This is a genomic window from Streptomyces sp. NPDC091282 (genome assembly GCF_044757385.1).
Lineage (GTDB): Bacteria > Actinomycetota > Actinomycetes > Streptomycetales > Streptomycetaceae > Streptomyces > Streptomyces gramineus.
The window spans coordinates 91,929-107,358 of the sequence record NZ_JBIVUX010000013.1 but is presented as its reverse complement, the minus strand read 5'-3'; the positions used below and the strand labels follow the sequence as shown (position 1 = coordinate 107,358).

17 protein-coding genes and 2 pseudogenes are annotated in these 15,430 nt (G+C 69.3%); 8 read left to right on the top strand and 11 right to left on the bottom strand.

Annotation, left to right across the window (positions count from 1 at the left end):
- Positions 1-59: 59 nt before the first annotated feature.
- Entirely contained in the window at positions 60-488 is a 429-nt protein-coding gene (locus ACIQOE_RS39150; protein ID WP_401416827.1) for a winged helix-turn-helix transcriptional regulator, read from the bottom strand.
- A gap of 122 nt (positions 489-610) precedes the next feature.
- Here ACIQOE_RS39150 and ACIQOE_RS39145 point away from each other — a divergent pair, with 122 nt between their 5' ends.
- The gene (locus ACIQOE_RS39145) at positions 611-1,483 is read left to right on the top strand and encodes an SDR family oxidoreductase (protein ID WP_401416826.1); all 873 of its coding nucleotides are present in this window, start codon (positions 611-613) and stop codon (positions 1,481-1,483) included.
- Between the two features lie 100 nt (positions 1,484-1,583).
- Here the strand turns inward: ACIQOE_RS39145 and ACIQOE_RS39140 are convergent, their stop codons facing one another.
- The 4 genes from ACIQOE_RS39140 to ACIQOE_RS39125 form a co-directional block, all read right to left on the bottom strand.
- Positions 1,584-1,973, bottom strand: a complete 390-nt coding sequence (locus ACIQOE_RS39140) for a VOC family protein (RefSeq protein WP_362641738.1) — start codon at positions 1,971-1,973, stop codon at positions 1,584-1,586.
- A gap of 105 nt (positions 1,974-2,078) precedes the next feature.
- Positions 2,079-3,362, bottom strand: coding sequence for an MFS transporter (locus ACIQOE_RS39135; RefSeq protein ID WP_365555793.1), 1,284 nt, complete (start codon positions 3,360-3,362; stop codon positions 2,079-2,081).
- Positions 3,363-3,561: 199 nt separating this feature from the next.
- A complete protein-coding gene (locus ACIQOE_RS39130; protein ID WP_401416824.1) occupies positions 3,562-3,975 on the bottom strand; it encodes a hypothetical protein in 414 nt (137 codons plus the stop codon).
- A 108-nt stretch (positions 3,976-4,083) separates the two neighbouring features.
- A complete protein-coding gene (locus ACIQOE_RS39125) occupies positions 4,084-4,461 on the bottom strand; it encodes a peptidoglycan-binding domain-containing protein (protein WP_362641742.1) in 378 nt (125 codons plus the stop codon).
- Positions 4,462-4,758: 297 nt separating this feature from the next.
- On the opposite strand from ACIQOE_RS39125, the pseudogene ACIQOE_RS39120 reads away from it, so the two are divergent.
- The 3 genes and pseudogenes from ACIQOE_RS39120 to ACIQOE_RS39110 all read left to right on the top strand — a co-directional run.
- A pseudogene (locus ACIQOE_RS39120) lies at positions 4,759-4,971 on the top strand (helix-turn-helix domain-containing protein); the annotation flags it as partial.
- 192 nt (positions 4,972-5,163) lie between these two features.
- Positions 5,164-5,553, top strand: coding sequence for a peptidoglycan-binding protein (locus ACIQOE_RS39115; protein WP_401416902.1), 390 nt, complete (start codon positions 5,164-5,166; stop codon positions 5,551-5,553).
- A 31-nt stretch (positions 5,554-5,584) separates the two neighbouring features.
- Positions 5,585-6,478: a DUF2690 domain-containing protein gene (locus ACIQOE_RS39110; RefSeq protein ID WP_401416823.1), complete on the top strand. Its 894-nt coding sequence runs from the start codon at positions 5,585-5,587 to the stop codon at positions 6,476-6,478.
- A gap of 39 nt (positions 6,479-6,517) precedes the next feature.
- On the opposite strand, the gene ACIQOE_RS39105 is transcribed toward ACIQOE_RS39110, so the two are convergent.
- From ACIQOE_RS39105 to ACIQOE_RS39095, 3 genes are all read right to left on the bottom strand, one after another.
- Positions 6,518-7,735 (bottom strand): cysteine desulfurase-like protein, encoded by a 1,218-nt coding sequence (locus ACIQOE_RS39105; RefSeq protein ID WP_401416822.1) that lies wholly within the window; start codon positions 7,733-7,735, stop codon positions 6,518-6,520.
- A 286-nt stretch (positions 7,736-8,021) separates the two neighbouring features.
- The gene (locus tag ACIQOE_RS39100; protein ID WP_401416820.1) at positions 8,022-9,407 is read right to left on the bottom strand and encodes an APC family permease; all 1,386 of its coding nucleotides are present in this window, start codon (positions 9,405-9,407) and stop codon (positions 8,022-8,024) included.
- Positions 9,404-10,336, bottom strand: a complete 933-nt coding sequence (locus tag ACIQOE_RS39095) for a carbon-nitrogen hydrolase family protein (protein WP_401416819.1) — start codon at positions 10,334-10,336, stop codon at positions 9,404-9,406. The genes ACIQOE_RS39100 and ACIQOE_RS39095 overlap by 4 nt, the downstream gene beginning before the upstream one ends.
- A 121-nt stretch (positions 10,337-10,457) precedes the next feature.
- Here ACIQOE_RS39095 and ACIQOE_RS39090 point away from each other — a divergent pair, with 121 nt between their 5' ends.
- Together ACIQOE_RS39090 and ACIQOE_RS39085 are read left to right on the top strand one after the other, a co-directional pair.
- The gene (locus tag ACIQOE_RS39090) at positions 10,458-11,087 is read left to right on the top strand and encodes a TetR/AcrR family transcriptional regulator (RefSeq protein WP_401416818.1); all 630 of its coding nucleotides are present in this window, start codon (positions 10,458-10,460) and stop codon (positions 11,085-11,087) included.
- A 188-nt stretch (positions 11,088-11,275) separates the two neighbouring features.
- Positions 11,276-12,208 carry an NAD(P)-dependent oxidoreductase gene (locus tag ACIQOE_RS39085; RefSeq protein ID WP_401416817.1) on the top strand — a complete coding sequence of 311 codons (933 nt, stop codon included), beginning with the start codon at positions 11,276-11,278 and terminating at the stop codon, positions 12,206-12,208.
- Positions 12,209-12,428: 220 nt separating this feature from the next.
- Here the strand turns inward: ACIQOE_RS39085 and ACIQOE_RS39080 are convergent, their stop codons facing one another.
- Complete coding sequence (locus tag ACIQOE_RS39080) at positions 12,429-13,004, bottom strand: helix-turn-helix domain-containing protein (RefSeq protein ID WP_362641752.1); 576 nt, start codon at positions 13,002-13,004, stop codon at positions 12,429-12,431.
- 86 nt (positions 13,005-13,090) lie between these two features.
- On the opposite strand from ACIQOE_RS39080, the gene ACIQOE_RS39075 reads away from it, so the two are divergent.
- A complete protein-coding gene (locus ACIQOE_RS39075; RefSeq protein WP_401416816.1) occupies positions 13,091-13,960 on the top strand; it encodes an NAD-dependent epimerase/dehydratase family protein in 870 nt (289 codons plus the stop codon).
- Here ACIQOE_RS39075 and ACIQOE_RS39070 read toward each other — a convergent pair.
- The gene (locus tag ACIQOE_RS39070) at positions 13,945-14,454 is read right to left on the bottom strand and encodes a hypothetical protein (RefSeq protein ID WP_401416815.1); all 510 of its coding nucleotides are present in this window, start codon (positions 14,452-14,454) and stop codon (positions 13,945-13,947) included. The two genes, ACIQOE_RS39075 and ACIQOE_RS39070, sit on opposite strands and share 16 nt — an antisense overlap.
- Before the next feature lie 302 nt (positions 14,455-14,756).
- Between ACIQOE_RS39070 and ACIQOE_RS39065 the strand changes: the two genes are divergently transcribed.
- Positions 14,757-14,987, top strand: coding sequence for a hypothetical protein (locus ACIQOE_RS39065; RefSeq protein WP_351327121.1), 231 nt, complete (start codon positions 14,757-14,759; stop codon positions 14,985-14,987).
- On the opposite strand, the pseudogene ACIQOE_RS39060 reads toward ACIQOE_RS39065, so the two are convergent.
- A pseudogene (locus ACIQOE_RS39060) lies at positions 14,984-15,398 on the bottom strand (IS630 family transposase); the annotation flags it as partial. The gene ACIQOE_RS39065 and the pseudogene ACIQOE_RS39060 overlap by 4 nt on opposite strands.
- Positions 15,399-15,430 lie beyond the last annotated feature (32 nt).

Below are 15,430 nucleotides of genomic sequence, written 5' to 3'. Positions count from 1 at the left end.
AGGTGTGCGCCTCGACGGGCAGCCCTTCGCCGTCGCACCGGACCACGGACCGGGGCCGGTTATCGGGTGCGCTCGGCGCGTTCGTCGTACTCCGCGCGGGCGGTGATGACTTCTTCGATGTGCAGCACGGACCACTCCGTGAGCGCCTTCAGCGGTTCCCGCAGTGTCTGGCCGAGCGCGGTCAGCTCGTACTCCACGTGCGGCGGCACTTCCGGGTAGACGGTCCGGCTGATCAGCCCGTCGCGTTCGAGGGTGCGCAGGGTCTGCGTGAGCATCTTCTCGCTCACGCCCGCCAGCGTCTGCCGGAGCCGGCCGAACCGGGAGGTGCCGTTCCGGCCGAGTTCGCCGAGCACGAGGACCGCCCACTTGCTGCCGATCTGGTCGAGCAGGTCCCGCGAGGGGCAGCCGCGCTCGTACGGATCGAATGTCGGCACGGGCCCGGTCGCGTTCTCGACCGCCGTCATGCGGCTCACCTCGATGCTATCCATCAGGTAAGTACCGTACCAGCAAGTGGCTACTCCCCAAAGGAGAGTGTGCAGGTCATTCTGTGTTCCGTGCCGTCAGCGGACGGACCGCGGCGCAGCGTGCGAGGCACGTGCGGAAGGAAGGAATGACCATCATGCCGATCGTCGTCACCGGAGCCACCGGACAACTGGGCAGGCTCACCGTCGAGGCACTGCTGCGGCGAGGGATGCCGGCCGCGGACATCATCGCGACCGGCCGGGACATCGCCAGGATCAAGGACCTGGCCGACCGCGGCGTCACGGTACGCCGCGCCGACTTCGCGGATGGCGACGGCCTGGCCGAGGCATTCGCGGGCGCGGACCGGCTGCTGCTGATCTCGGCCTCGGTCCCCGTGGGCGAGCGGTTCGCCAACCACCGCCGCGTGATCGACGCCGCCGCGGCGGCAGGCGTGTCGCAGGTGGCGTACACGAGCACGACCCACGCGGACACGGCCACCACCGTCATCGGTGCCACACACGGTGAGACCGAGAGGTACCTGCGGGACCGCGGAATCCCCAACGTCCTGCTGCGCAACGGCTGGTACCTGGAGAACTACCTCGGCCAACTGCCGCAGATTCTGCACAACGGAGCCGTCGTCGGCGCCGCGGGCGAGGGGCGGATCAGCGCTGCGTCCCGCGCCGACTACGCCGAGGCGGCAGCCGTCGTCCTCACGACCGAAGGCCACACCGGCGCCGTGTACGAGCTCGGCGGCGACGAATCCTTCACCCTGACGGAACTCGCCGCCGCGATCTCCGCTGCGGCCGGCAGGGAGGTCTCCTACGCCGACCTCCCGGTGAACGATCTCGCCCAGGCACTGGCCGCCGCGGGTCTGCCCGCCGAGCTGGCATCGGTCCTCGCCGACGCCGACCGAGGCATGAGCCGCGGCGAGATGTACACCGACTCCGGCCACTTGCGCCACCTGATCGGCCGCCGGCCCGTGACCCTGGCCGGGGCACTCGCAGCCGCCCTGGAGGGCTGACGGCGGCGCGGAACTTCCCCACACGGGTTGTCCCCTTAGACCTCGCCGCCGCCTATCCAGGGCGCGGAGCCCGACGACGAGCGTCCAGCGGGTTCGGCCGTCAGCCGAGGTAGCTCGCGCGTCCCTCGTCGTCGAGCTCGAAGGGGCCCTCGGGGATGATGCAGAACTCATTGCCCTCGGGGTCCGCCATCACCAGGAACCCCCCGTCGGCGTACTGCTCCAGCCTCTGCCCGCCGAGCAGCTCGATCCGTTGCTGCTCGGCGGCGGGATCAGGAGAGGTGACGTCGAAGTGCATCCGGTTCTTGCGCGACTTGGGTTCGGCAGTTCGCTGAAACCCCAGGCCCAGGCCGTTCTCCCGCCGCAGCCACACGTAGGGGCCCATACGCCCCACGACAGGCCTGCCGAGCAGCTCGGACCAGAAGGCAGCGAGCCGCTCGGGGTCTGTGGCATCGACGATCAGGGCATTGATCTGCATGGATGAGTCCGCCATGCCTCGATCTTCCCAAACGGGCGCTCAGCAGCGGCTGTGACCAGCGGAAATCAGACTTCGATCGGAGTGCCGGCCATCATCCCCAGCGACAGTACGAGTTCGACCTCAGTGACCGGCGGAAGCATCGGCAGCCGGGGACGAAGCCGCTTCCGCTGCGGGCGCTGGAACAGGCCCGGTGGAAAGAGGTGGCTCCCGCCATGGCAGAAGCAAAGCGCTTGCCATGCACAGCAGTCCGGCGATGAACAGGGCGCCTCGTACCCCGGCTGCCGAGGCAAGCAGGCCACCGGAAATCATGAACACGGCCTGGCACGACTTGGAACCGACGGACCACGAGGTGCCCACGCGGGACATGAACGCGTCGGACGTCGCAGCCATGCGGTAGGTGGTGAACGACGGTCCGAAGACGCCGGCGGAGAGGAGCAGGCCGAAGTCGGCGGCCACGATGACGCACACGCCGAGAGCACCCGACGGTGTCAGCGGCAACAGGATCGTCCAGAAAGTGCGCGCGACGCCGGACAACAGCAGGACGCGACGCTCTCCGAAACGCCGCGTGAGCGGCGGGGCCAGGCGAGAGCCCAGCACGCCACCCAGGCAGGGAAGTCCCAGAGCGAGTCCGTACTGCCATGGTGCCAGGCCGAGATCATCCAGCATGAGGACAGCCATCAGCGGCGATGTCATCATGATGGATCCGCCGAAGAGGAGCGCGTTGAAGAACAGTGGCCGCAATCCCGGGTGCCGCAGGAGGTACTGCCAGCCGGCGGCGATGTCCCGTCTCAGGTGAGAGGCGGCGGCGCGGGCCGGTGGCGCGGGTTCGGGCTGCCTGATGCGGCGGATGCCCAAGGCCGATCCGAGGAACGACAGAGCGTCGACCACCGTCGTGGCGGCCGCTCCCAGTGCTCCGATCAAAAGGCCGCCGACCGGCGGACCAGCGCTGACGCTGAGCCAGTTGGTGGTCTCGAACAGGCTGTTGGCGCGCAGGCGGTGCTCGGGTGCGACCAGGGCTTTCACATGTGCACCGCTCGCCGCGTCGAAGGCGACGGACGCCGCCGTCTGCAGAACGCCGACCACACACAGGTGGGTGAAGGTGAGCCTGTCGAAGGCCATGGCAACCGGAAGGCTCGCCAACACGGCACAGCGGGCCAGATCGGCGGTGATCATCACCGGCCGCTTGTACCGGTGCTCGATATGCACTCCGAGCGGCAGCGCGATCACCCCGCTGGCCATCGCGGACAACGCGGCAAGCACGGAGACCTGCAACGCCGAGGAATCCAGCGCCAGGACGGCGATCAGCGGCAGCGCCCCCATGCCGACGGCGCTGCCCGCCGCGCTGACCGCATAGGCGCCCCACAACCGCCGGAAGTCCGGTCCGAGCACGCTTCGTCGTACCAATCCGACCTCCGAAAGGTGAAGCTGCTCAGCGTAGTCACCAGGTGGTCTCGAGCCCGAGGGACTCCACGGAGCGCGGCAGGGGAGCCGGCCCGTTCATGGGGTCGGCTCCCAGTGTCGGCGCCGGGGAGCGGAGGTGTTGGGCTCCTCGTGCGCGGTGCTTCGTCAGGCGACGCGGGCGCACCGCCGACGGTGTGGCTCGTCAGCCGTCGATCTGCTGCTGGGACGAGCCGCAGTACGACGGTGACGTGTCGCTCGCGCCGTCGACGAGGCAGACCTTGATGCCGACGAGGTGTTTGCCCTTGAAGTTCCCGAAGGGATCCCACACCTCCGGATCGCCGGCGTAGCCGTTGCCGTCGTAGTGCTTGCCGAGGTACGCACCGTCGAGCCATGCGTAGCCCTCGACACCGTGACCGTCGCTGCACAGGTCGTGTATCACGGTGTAGTCGTCGTTGTTTCCGCCACCGGGTGCGCCCGGCCCGTAGTCGACGAAGTCGATGACTCCGCCGACTCCGCCGCACGGACTGTTGTCGATGGTGTGGGCTTCGAAGCCGTCCGCCATCGCCGGTCCGGTGGCCAGGACGACGGCGCAGGCGCCGGCCGTGGCGGCGGTCATTACCCTGCTCGCGTGACGTCCGGCGCGTTGCCGGTGTGTGCCTTCGCGCATCGATGTACCTCCTGTCTCTGGTGGCTGATCACTTCGCCCGTGGCTGGTGACCGCGTGTCAGCTCGGACAGGCGGACCGCAGGGCCGCCCAGGTGTAGGTGCCCACGACGCCGTCGATCGACAGGCCGGAGTTGCAGATGCTGCGGTACTCCCGCTGGAACGCCAGGACGGCGTTGTAGGTGCCGTTCCCGAAGATGCCGTCGACTCCTCCCGCGCTGAGGAAGCCGCGGTAGTGGAGCTGGCACTGCACCTCGATCACGCGTGTCCCGGTGTCGCCCTTCTCGGTGAGGGCGGATCCGGAGTAGTAGGTCTTGTTGCAGCTGTACACGGTTGCGGGCGCGGCGACGGAGGCGGAGGCCGGGGACGCGGTGACGGTGAGTCCCGTCATGAGCCCCGTCGCGAGGAGCGCGGCGGCGATGGACCTTTTGGCAGCCATGTGATCCTTCCTGGCTTTCGCTGATGAGTGGGGGATGTTCATGTGCGCTGGTCAGACCACACGAGCTTTTCGGAGCGGTACGGCGGCTGCCATAGCTGTCGGGTGTCCCGTGATATCCCGGGACGTCCCAGCCCGTGACGTGCGGCGACGTGTGCAGTCGGGTGGTTCTCGGGAAATCCCGCTGAGTTGGAGGGCGTGACGTCGGTGGCCGGAATTCTGTCCGTGTCGCGCCGTTCCCGGGCGGAGGGGTCGCAGAGGAGGCCCGGTGTCCAAGAGACTTCAGTCCAGGGGGATGTGATGCGGTGGAGAGAACTTCCCGAGACCTTGGACCCCGACGGCCGACGACTTGTACAGGAACTGCGGCGGTTGAAGGACCACAGCGGTCTCACCCTGCACATGCTCCAGGCCAAGACGCCGTTCAGCGGCTCGTCCTGGGAGCGGTACCTCAACGGCAAGGCACTTCCGCCCCCGACAGCGGTCGAGGCACTGGCCGGCCTGACGAATACAGACGCCTCGCCCTTGCTGGAGCTGCGCTGCGCGGCACAGCGGTCGCGTGCCCGGACGGAATGCCTCCCCCGCAGTGGCGGCGTTGAGGAGTTGCCCTCCCAACAGGCTTCTCCTCCGTACGACTTGCCGACGGCTTCTTCCACGGGCCCGGGGGAGGGCCAGGAGCATGAACAGGAGCGGAGGGAGGTACACGGGGTGGCCCTGTCCCTCGTCGGAGGCGCCCTGTTGCTGTCCGCTGTCGTCGCCGGGTGGCTGATCGCCGACCGTCCGGTCTCGGCCGGTGCTCCCGCGGTCAGTGCGACCGGAGTGGGCAGGTACGACTGCGCCTACGTCCGGCAGGGAGAGCTGATGCTCGCCGGCAACAGCACCACCGACTCCGACACCGTCGCGCTGAACAGCACGGGGCCGGACGTGGCGGAGGTCCAATGTCTCCTGCGTCGCCACCACCTGACGCCTGGCGATGTGGACGGCTACTTCGGCAAGCGGACGGAAGCACAGGTCAAAAAGCTCCAACAACAGGACCACGTTCCCCCCGACGGAATCGTCGGTGAGCGGACGTGGTCGCTGCTGCGCCACGTGGCATGACCGACTTCCGCAGCGGGAAAGGGGCGCGCTGATGAGGCACTTGCACAGGGAAAGCCAGTGGAGGCCGCTGCCGCAGACGCTGCCCGCCGCATACCGGGATCTGGTCGATTTCCTGCGCCACATCAAGGACCGCAGCAGTCTCAGCCTGACGGAACTGAGCCAGAAGACCGCCATCAGCACATCGTCCTGGGAACGCTATCTCAACGGCAAACAGTTCCCTCCGCGGCAGGCCGTGCAGGCGATGTGCCGCACGGCGCACGAGAGCGAGGCGGACACCCTGGCACTCTGGGAACGTGCGGACGCGGCATGGAACCGACGCGGAAGCACCGTACCCGCCGGCCACCCTCAGCCCGGTCAGAGCACCCCTCATCGCGACGACACGAGCAGCGGCGGGGCGTCAAAGGCCGTCAGCGGTCCGGGACATCGCGCCCTTCTCGCCGCTTCCGCTCTGGTCTCCGCACGGCCTTGGGCCACCGCGTTCGGAGTTCTCGTCCTGTGTACGGCCATGGTCGTACCCGCCGCGATCATTCACGCCTCCTACGGGTCCGGTCCGACGGCGGCCGCGCGGCCACCCATCTGCCGCCTGGGCTCCTGCGACGGCCGCGATCCTCTGACCACGGCCTGCGAGGATCCCGTGACAGTGCGGTCGGACACCGTGGCGGACGGCACCCGACTGGAAATCCGCTTCAGCCCGAGCTGCCGGACGGCGTGGATACGCAGCTGGCCCACACACGGCGGTTTCCGTATCGACGTCACCAGCCCTGACGGACCCCCGCAGGCCGTCACCGCGCCAACTGCCGCTTCCACGGCGGGAGGTATGGTCACGACCCCCATGATCGCCGCTGCGCACGTCTCCGGACTGCGGTGCTGCTACTACCCCTCAGCCGGCCGACCCGGCCGAGAGTGTTTCAACGCGGCCTCCTGACCCTCAGCGCCGCAGACCCGGCACTCCCAGCGATCACCGTCACGAAACCGGCCGCATTTTCAGGAACTCCGCCAGTCCCGCCACCAGGCGCTCCACGTCGTCCGCGTCGTTGTAGGGCGAGAGCCCCACGCGCAGACCGCCGGTGTCCCCGAGGCCGAGGTGGCGGGAGGCTTCGAGCGCGTAGAAGGACCCCGCCGGCGCGTGGACGCCGACTGTCCCGAGGAAGCGGTAGGCCTCCGCGGCGGATCGGTCCTCGAAGGTGAGCAGGAGCGTCGGGGTCCGGTCCGCCGCCCGTGAGTAGCAGGTCACCCCGTCGAGGGCGTACAAGGCGTGTTCGGCGGCCGCACGGAGCGAGGTCTCGTGGCTGTCGATCGCCGCGTACGCCGATCGCAGCCGGTCCCGCCTGCTGCCGCCCCGCTCGGGAGCCATGTCCGCGATGAAGTCCACGGCCGCGGTGGTCCCGGCCAGCGCTTCGTAGGGGAGGGTGCCGAGTTCGAAGCGCTCCGGGACGGCGTCGCTGGACGGGGCGAGCTTGTCCGGGCGCAGAGTCTCCAGGAGTGCGGGGTCGGCCGCCAGAACGCCGTGGTGGGGGCCGAAGAACTTGTACGCGGAGCAGACCAGGAAGTCGGCGCCGAGGTGACGTACGTCGATGGTGGCGTGCGCGGCGAGGTGGACGGCGTCGACGTGGAGCAGAGCGCCGGCTTCGTGGACGAGGGATGCGATCGCGGGGAGGTCGGGCCGGGTTCCGATCAGGTTGGACGCGCCGGTCACGGCGACCAGCCGGGTTCGCCCGGTGAGCAGTCCGCCCACGGCCTCCGGCGGCAGCTCACCCGTGGCCGGGTCGAACTCGGCGAAGCGGACGACCGCACCGGCTCGTTCCGCGGCCTGCATCCACGGCCGGATGTTGGCGTCGTGGTCGAGACGGGAGACGATGATCTCGTCGCCCGGCGTCCACTGCGCGCTGAGGGTGCGCGCGAGGTCGTAGGTCAGCTGGGTGGCGCTGCGGCCGAAGACGATGCCGGCCGGATCGGCGCCCAGCAGATCGGCCATCGCGCGCCGGAAGTCGACGACGATCCGCTCGGCGTTGATCTCGCCGGGAGCGACCGCACCTCGCACCGACAGGGGCCGGCCCAGGGCATCGGCGATGGCCTTGATGACGGGCGTCGGCGTCTGTGTGCCGCCGGGGCCGTCGAAGTGCGCGATGCCTGCGGTGAGGGCAGGGAACTGAGCGCGCAGGGCGCTGACGTCGTAGGTCACTGAGGATCCTCGGGTCGCGGTGCCGGGGCTGCTCCGGTCCGGCGCCGAGGGGGTTCGCCGGTGCGGACTCGGCCCGGCGCGCTGGGAGCGGCGTGCTTCGATCATCGCAGAGGGCTTCCCCCGCCGACAGCCCGCCCTTCCCGGGGCGCGGGTGGCGGGCATGGCCGTACGTGGTCGGGGTCGACGGGGATGCCTCCGTACGCGGGGAGTTGCCTGTCGGCCCCGCCGTGTCGACGGCTACTTGCAGGCACGTCTCTTCGCCTCTGCCCCCTTCACCGGCAGCTTTCTATGACGTCGGCCGGCCGGCGGCTGCCGATGCGGGCCGTGCGGGTGCGTCTTCACCGGCGGATCGGAGCTGCAGTTCCGGGGCGGGGCGGCGGAAGCCCTTGGTGATGACCGCGAGCCAGACGATGCCGATGGCCAGCCAGCCGAGGCCGAGCTCGACGGCGGTGCTGCCGAGCTGAGTGATCAGGTAGACGTCGACCGCGGCCCCGCCCACGGGCAGGAGGAAGTAGCGCAGACGCGAGTGTCGGGTCCCGGAGCGCCACTGCCTGACCGCGTAGGCGATCACGCAGAGGTTCACCAGGGTGAAGCCGAGGAACGCCCCGAAGTTGATGAACGAGGTGGCGTCGGCCAGGGAGAGGTTCATGGCGAGAAGGCCGACGAGCCCGATGATCAGGACGTTGGCCACCGGAGTGAGCAGCTTGCGGTGGAGGCGTCCGAAGACCTGGCGTGGGAGGGCGCCGTCGCGGCCCATGACGAACATCAGACGGCTGGTGCTCGCCTGGATGGCGACGCAGGAGGCGAAGCCGCCGAGCATGCTGATGATGTTCGCGACGTCGGCGAAGGTCCGCCCTCCGACGGTGGTGGAGACGAGGTATCCGGCGGAGTTCTCGTCGGGGAAGGCTCCGCCCGGATGAGCCCACTGCATCAGGAAGGAGATCGCGATGAAGATCGCGCCGCCGGTCAGCACCGTCAGGACGATGCTGCGCGGGATGGTGCGCTGCGGGTCGCGCACTTCCTCGCTCAGGGTGCTCACGGCGTCGAAGCCGAGGAAGGCGTAGGCCGCGACGGCGGCGGCCGCGGTGACCGCGGACAGGCTGGTGGCGTGGTTCCAGAAGGCGTGGGAGGCCGCGGGGGCGCCGCCGTGTCCGGATCCGTAGTGGACGCAGAGCGCGGCGAGTACGAGGAGGATGCCGGTGACGCCTATGAGCAGGACCCGGTTGATGCGGTCGGCGGTCTTGAGCCCGATGATGTTGATGAGGGTGGCGAGGGCCACGTTGATGACCAGCCAGGCCCATTCCGGGACGGCCGGGAACTGGGCGTGGAGGTAGATGGCCTGCAGGAGCCAGGCGACCATCGGCAGGAAGAGATAGTCGAGCAGGAGCGCCCATCCGGCGAGGAAGCCGATGCGGGAGTCGAGTTCCTTGCGGGCGTAGGTGTAGACGGAGCCCGAGCTGGGGTGGACCTTGGCCATCTTGGCGTAGCTGAGACCGGTCAGCAGCATCGCTCCGGTGGCGATCAGGTAGGCGGTAGGGGCCGCACCTTTGCTGGTGGCGGCGATCACGCCGAAGATGGACGTGACGACGGCCGGAGCCATGTAGGCCACGCCGAAGGCGACCACGGACAGGAGCCCGAGGTCTCCGCGCATACGGGTGGGCTGATCTGTCACGGCAGTCTCGCTTCTGTGGGCGTGGAACGGGCCTCTGTGCTGGTGTCCGGAACGGCGTGGGCGGTGCTGCCGGTCCAGGTCGCGGGGTCGATCCGGCCCTGGTAGAGCGGCAGGGCCAGGGGACGGTCGTCGGGACGGAACTGCTGCCAGGGACGGTTGAGAGCGGCGGTGCCCAGTCTGCGGACGTTGGTGACCTCGTCGAGGTCGATCACGTCGGTGAGGGTGGTGTCACTGTCGCCCGCCGCCTCGGCGCGGACGGTGCCCTGGGGGTCGACGATCAGGCTGCGGCCGGTGCCGACCGGTGCGGCGCAGTTGACGCTGGCGACGAAGAGCTGGTTGACGATGGCGTTGGCGCGGGACAGCACGAGTTCCTGGGCTCGGTCGCTGCCGGAGGTCTGCACGAAGTTGAGGACCAGTTCCGCACCCATCCAGGCGAGGTGGCGGGTGGTCTCGGGGAACCAGGCGTCGTAGCAGATCGACAGCCCGATCCGGCCCATCCCGTGGAGGTCGAAGACGGTGAACTCGGCGCCGGGGGTGACGGTCTCGTACGGCCGCCACGGGAAGATCTTGCGGTAGGCCGCGACGCGTTCGCCGTGCGGGGAGTACACGGGCGCGGTGTTGTAGATGTGCCCTTCGGCGTCGCGTTCGTAGACGCTGCCCGGCGCGAGCCAGACACCGAGATCGCCGGCGATCTCGGCGAGGGCGCGGTCGCGCGGGCCGTCGAGGGGTTCGGCGAGGGCTTCCGGCAGCTCGGCGGGTGACAGATGGGTACCGGCGTCGGCGGCGCCCAGGTGGAGCTCGGGGTACACGACCAGGGGTGCGGCGGGAAGTCCAGCCGTACGCTTTCGCACGTCGGCGGCGAGGCCGTCCAGGTCACCGGCGGTGCGCTGGGCTGCCTGGGCCAGGACGAGGGGGAGGGGACGGGACATGGGTCACCAGGTCTGTTCGGAGATTCGTTAAACGAAATTTAGTTAATGAATGGGGGGTGGTCAATGGGTTGTCGCCTGCTGACCTGCGGCCGGAGTGTGACGGTGTGCGAGCATGTCGGCCATGGCACGACCCAGAAACCAGGCGGAACGCCGCGCCCAGCTGATCGACGCGACCGTCGGGACCGTGGTGGACCTCGGAGCCACCGCGACCAAGCTGCGGGACGTCGCCAAAGCCGCCGGTGTCACACCCGCCTCGGTGCTCTACTACTACGCCGACATCCAGGAACTGTTCGCCGCGGTGTTCGAGCGCAGCGCCGCGACCTACTTCGTCAGCCGCGAGGAGGCCATCGCCGCGGCGGACGGTCCCGTGGCACGCCTGCGCGCCTGCATCCACAGCGGAGTGCCCTGGCCCGGAGAAGGTGAGCAGAGCACCCGGTTGCTCTTCGAGCTGTTCCCCGTCGCGCTGCGCCAGGAGAACGCGGCCCAGCGCCAACGCGACTTCGTCCGGCAGCAGACCGACCTGTACCGACAGGTGCTCGAACTCGGCCGGGACAGCGGCGACTTCACGCTGACCGGCGACCCATCGGCGCTGGGACGCTCGTTCGTGGCACTGGAAGACGGTTACGCGATGGATCTGTTGGTCGGCAGCGTGACCGCCCAGGAGATCGAAGACCGGCTCCTCGATCACGCGCGTCTGGTCACCGGCAGCAAGGCGTTCACCGCCGGTCCGGCGCGGCGACGCGAGGGCTGACCGGGTACGCACTCCACGAACGGGTCCGGCGGCGCGAGGGCTGACCGGGTGCGTACTCCACGAACGTCTTCGTCGGCACGAGGTGACCGCCCCACTGCGCGGACCATGCCTCGGATCACGAACTCATAGGATGACCGAAGCGTCCCTGGCGCCCCCAGTGAACGAACGACGGTCCGCGGAGCGGGGCGGTGGGAAGCGGCAGATGCAACGACCGAGAGGGCGGTAATCCTTTGGCCTCGCGCATAGCCCTTGTCGGTGCCGGCCGAATGGGGACACCTCTCTGCGGACGCTTCGTCTCGGCCGGGCACACGGTGACCGTTTGCGATCTGCGTCCCGAACGAGAGGCCGCGGTACGTGCGTTGGGTGCGGAATGGGCGTCCTCCGTGGAGAAGGCCGCCGCCGGAGCGGATGCCCTGGTCACCGTCGTTCCTGGACCCGATGAGGCCGTGTCGGCGCTGCCGGACGCGGTGTTCGCCGCGCTGGCCCCCGGTGCGGTGTGGATCGACATGACGAGCAACGCCCCTGCGACGGCACGGGACTTGCGGCGACGGGCCGGTGCGCACGGCGTCGATGTGCTCGAAGCACCCATGGGCGGCAGCCCGGCCGACGCCGAACACGGCCGCCTGCGCCTGTTCGTGGGCGGTCCAGCTGACGTTCTCGACCGGTACCGCCCGCTGTTGGAGGCCGTGACGACGCCGGACCGCATCCGCCACATGGGCGGCCCAGGAACCGGCTACACCACGAAACTCCTCATCAATCTCCTCTGGTTCGGACAGGCCGCGGCAACCGCCGAGGCCCTGCTGCTCGGGCAGCGAGCGGGCATCGACCTCGCCGCCCTGCACGGCACGCTGGCCGACAGCGCGGCAGGCAGCGACTTCATCCGCCGGGACCTGCCGGCCCTGTTCGCCGGGGACTACCTTCGCTCCTACGGACTCGACCGCATACACGACCAGCTCAAGGTCATCACAGAGGAGGCCCAAGGCCTCGGCACCCCGCACGAGATGGCCGACACGGTAGTGCGCATCCACCGCCGGGCCCTGGACCACTTCGGTCCGGTGGACGGCGAACTCCTCGCCGTGGCGCTACTGGAGGAGGCCGCCGGAGCCCTGCTGCGCCCCTGACCGGTCCGGTACGGACTCGGCCCTGGGGACCGCGGGGAGCAGGGGGCTCGTGTCCGCCGCTCAAGGCCATCTCTGACGCGGATCGCGAGCAGGAGGTGGCAGGTCGGTGGTGACCAGGCTACGGGCCGGATGACGCCGCATATCGCGGACGCGGCGGTCACCCTCAGCAGCGCCCAGCGAGGCGCGTATTGGCGGGCGGCACCCACTCGCGCCAGGCGGGCTACTTGAGTGAGGACATGGCCGTCTTCAACTCGCCGAACACCTCGCGTGCGTACTCGACGAGAGTCCGAGGGTCCGCCGACGACGTCCACCGGTCGAACGCACCGTAGAAAGCACGTGCGCCCAGTTCGGCCGCGAGGTCGGCGACGAGTTCCGGGACGCCGCGCGTGCGAAGCGCCTGCGCCGTCGCTTCGGAGAGTGCCGCCCGCTTGGAGGCGGAGCGCTCGCGCAGTTCCGCGCTGCTCGCGATGACCGTCCGAAGCCGGCGTCCGATGTCCCGACGGTCCTCTGTGAACGAGGAGGCGAGTTCGTCCAGTGCCAGGCCGACCATCTCCAGAGGCGTGGCCGGTTCGGGAGCCTCGGCGATCGCCTCGCTCATGATCCGGTTGTGGATCTCCTGCCCGGCGAACAGCACCTCGCGCTTGTCGGTGAAGTGCCGGAAAAACGTGGTCTTGGTCAGCCCTCCGGCCCGCTCGGCGATCTCGTTGACGGTCGTCGCCTCGTACCCCTGCTCCGCGAACAGTTCGACCGCGGCGCGGACCAGCCGTTCCCGTGTGTTCGGTTCCCATCGAGCCATGGGAACCATCCTAAGTGATGTGACTTGGTAACGTCGCGGTGCTACGGTGACGTTACCAAGTCACATCACTCTCCGGGGAGATTCTCATGCGTGTCTTCGTCACCGGTGCGAGCGGCCACATCGGCTCCGCCGTTGTTCCTGAGCTGATCCACGCAGGTCACGACGTGGTCGGCCTCTCCCGTTCCGAGGAGGCGGCCTCGATCGTCATGGCCATGGGCGCCGAGGTCCGTCGCGGCAACCTGACCGACCTCGACGGCCTGCGCGAGGCCGCCCGCGACGCCGACGCGGTCGTCCACCTCGGCTTCCAGCACGAGGGCATCGCGTCCGGCCGCTTCGCCGAGGTCGCCGCGCAGGACGAGGAGGTCGTCCACGCGATCTGCGGCGAACTCGTCGACACGGGCAAGGCCTTCCTGGGCATCGGCATGGGTCGCGTCGAGGATCTCGTGAACCACCGGAATCCCCGCGCCAAGGTCGCGCTCGCCGTCCACGGGTACACCGCGCGCGGCGTGCGCACCGTCCTGGTCGCGGTCCCCAACGTCACGCACAGCGAGCGCGACCGGCACGGGTTCATCCCGCAGTACCTCCGGATAGCCCGCCAGACCGGCGTCGTCGGCTACGTCGGTGACGGCGCCAACACGTGGTCCGCGGGCCACACTCTCGACGTCGCCCGCGTGTGGGCGCTCGCGGTGGAGAAGGCCCCGGCCGGTTCCCAGGTCACCGGCGCGACCGAGGCCGGCGTCCCGGTCCGCACCATCGCCGAGTCCGTCGCCCGCCACCTGGGCATCGAGGCGGTCAGCATGTCGGGGGAGCAGGCAGCCGAGCACTTCAGGGCCTTCCCCTTCATCGACATCGACGTCAAGATGCCGAACGAGACCACCCGCGAACTGCTCGGCTGGGAGCCGTCCCACCCCACGCTGCTCGCCGACCTCGACGCGGGGTTCTACTTCAATCGCTGAGCTGCCGGGGCGCCTCGGCCTGGAGTCGTGTGAGGATTCTGGCGCGGGTCGACTCCGGGCAGGCGGACGTCGAAATCGTCGAGCATCAGCAGCGTACGGGCCCGGGTCCGTTCCTTCATATGGGGCCAGGCGGCCTCCACCAGGCCGCCGTCGATGAGGAGCTGATCCAGCACCTCGAAGTAGACGGCGCCGCCGACGTGCTGCGTCGGGTGGTCCACGATGCGCTCCACGAAGTCCCAGCAGCGGGTGAGCAGATGGGTGTCCGGACTGTCACTCCGCAGCTGCGGCATCAGCACCGGTGTGGTGAAGCATCCGGCCAGCAGCTCGTACAGCATCACGGCCGTGTCCTCGGTCAGGACAGCCGTTTCCGCGGGCTGGTGGAACATCTCGGCGATGAAATCGGCGCACTCCGGGACCATGCTCAGCAGCAGCGCGGGGATCTCCTCGGACGGGGTCGCCTGGGCCGGATCCTCCCTGGCGGGGGCGTCGCTCATGTCTTCCTCGGTTGGGTGGGCGGTGGTCGTGCTCATGGGCGCGGGGCCCGTCGTGCCAGGCGTACGACGGGCCTCGCCCTCATTGTCCGGCGCAGCTCGTCGGCCCCACGGTCAGGCGGAGCCCTCGGGAAGGCGCATGCTTCCAGTTGTCCAGCAGACAGCGCACGACAGAACGATGTGGCCGTCTTTGAGGCGGCGGGCGCGACCACCAAGGAGTCGCACGGTGCCAGGCTGAACCCGGGCCCCGTGCATCCGCCGTTCCGGCCGGGCTTTGCTGCGCCCGGTGTGGGCAGGATGGCGGCATGAGCGAGAAACGCCCGTGGCATCGCGCCGAGTTCACCCAACCACCTGTCGCAGACTTCGACTTCGAGGCGGCCTCTGATGAGGGGATCCGCTTGTACTGTCTCCGTCGGTCGCGGGCGTATCTGGCACGGGCGGAGGCGGCGGACGCGGCGATCGGCGGTGACGGCCCGCTGGAGATCGCGGCCAGGTACGCGATCATCGCCCAGGCGTTCCGGGAGGATCCCGTCTAGTAGTTCCGGAGGCCTCCGTCGGCGGTGTGCTCGTTCCGCCAGATGATGTGACTGCGGATCATGCTGCCCTGACCCTTGTGGCCGGCTGGTCGATGCCTTCGAGCACGATCGCGATCCGAACTTCCGACCAGTGAAGGCTGCGCAGGTAGCGGTTGAGTGCCAGGAGCTTCGCCCAGTTCTTCTCCGGCACGGTGTGGCTCCCGATCGGGGTTCCTGTGCCGTCCGCCGCGCTCGGCCCGTCACCGCCTACGGGGTGGTGCTAGAGGTTGAGTGGGCGGAACTCGGCCAGGCAAAAACGACTTCGGGTTCGCCGTTCTCGGGTATGACCTCCCCGTCGGCGATCGCGTAGATGCGCTCGACACGGGCCCTCTTGGCGGCGTAGTCAGGATCGCGGAAGGTCTTCCGAGTCCTCCAGTAGGTGTTCTCGAATCCCTGTCGGTCAG

What these genes read in the sequence shown, in the direction of transcription:
- ACIQOE_RS39150 (WP_401416827.1), bottom strand. Translation starts at nt 488, where the DNA reads ATGGATAGCATCGAGGTGAGCCGCATGACGGCGGTCGAGAACGCGACC.
- ACIQOE_RS39145 (WP_401416826.1), top strand. Translation starts at nt 611, where the DNA reads ATGACCATCATGCCGATCGTCGTCACCGGAGCCACCGGACAACTGGGC.
- ACIQOE_RS39140 (WP_362641738.1), bottom strand. Translation starts at nt 1,973, where the DNA reads ATGGCGGACTCATCCATGCAGATCAATGCCCTGATCGTCGATGCCACA.
- ACIQOE_RS39130 (WP_401416824.1), bottom strand. Translation starts at nt 3,975, where the DNA reads ATGACCGCCGCCACGGCCGGCGCCTGCGCCGTCGTCCTGGCCACCGGA.
- ACIQOE_RS39125 (WP_362641742.1), bottom strand. Translation starts at nt 4,461, where the DNA reads ATGGCTGCCAAAAGGTCCATCGCCGCCGCGCTCCTCGCGACGGGGCTC.
- ACIQOE_RS39110 (WP_401416823.1), top strand. Translation starts at nt 5,585, where the DNA reads ATGAGGCACTTGCACAGGGAAAGCCAGTGGAGGCCGCTGCCGCAGACG.
- ACIQOE_RS39095 (WP_401416819.1), bottom strand. Translation starts at nt 10,336, where the DNA reads ATGTCCCGTCCCCTCCCCCTCGTCCTGGCCCAGGCAGCCCAGCGCACC.
- ACIQOE_RS39090 (WP_401416818.1), top strand. Translation starts at nt 10,458, where the DNA reads ATGGCACGACCCAGAAACCAGGCGGAACGCCGCGCCCAGCTGATCGAC.
- ACIQOE_RS39080 (WP_362641752.1), bottom strand. Translation starts at nt 13,004, where the DNA reads ATGGCTCGATGGGAACCGAACACACGGGAACGGCTGGTCCGCGCCGCG.
- ACIQOE_RS39075 (WP_401416816.1), top strand. Translation starts at nt 13,091, where the DNA reads ATGCGTGTCTTCGTCACCGGTGCGAGCGGCCACATCGGCTCCGCCGTT.
- ACIQOE_RS39070 (WP_401416815.1), bottom strand. Translation starts at nt 14,454, where the DNA reads ATGAGCGACGCCCCCGCCAGGGAGGATCCGGCCCAGGCGACCCCGTCC.
- ACIQOE_RS39065 (WP_351327121.1), top strand. Translation starts at nt 14,757, where the DNA reads ATGAGCGAGAAACGCCCGTGGCATCGCGCCGAGTTCACCCAACCACCT.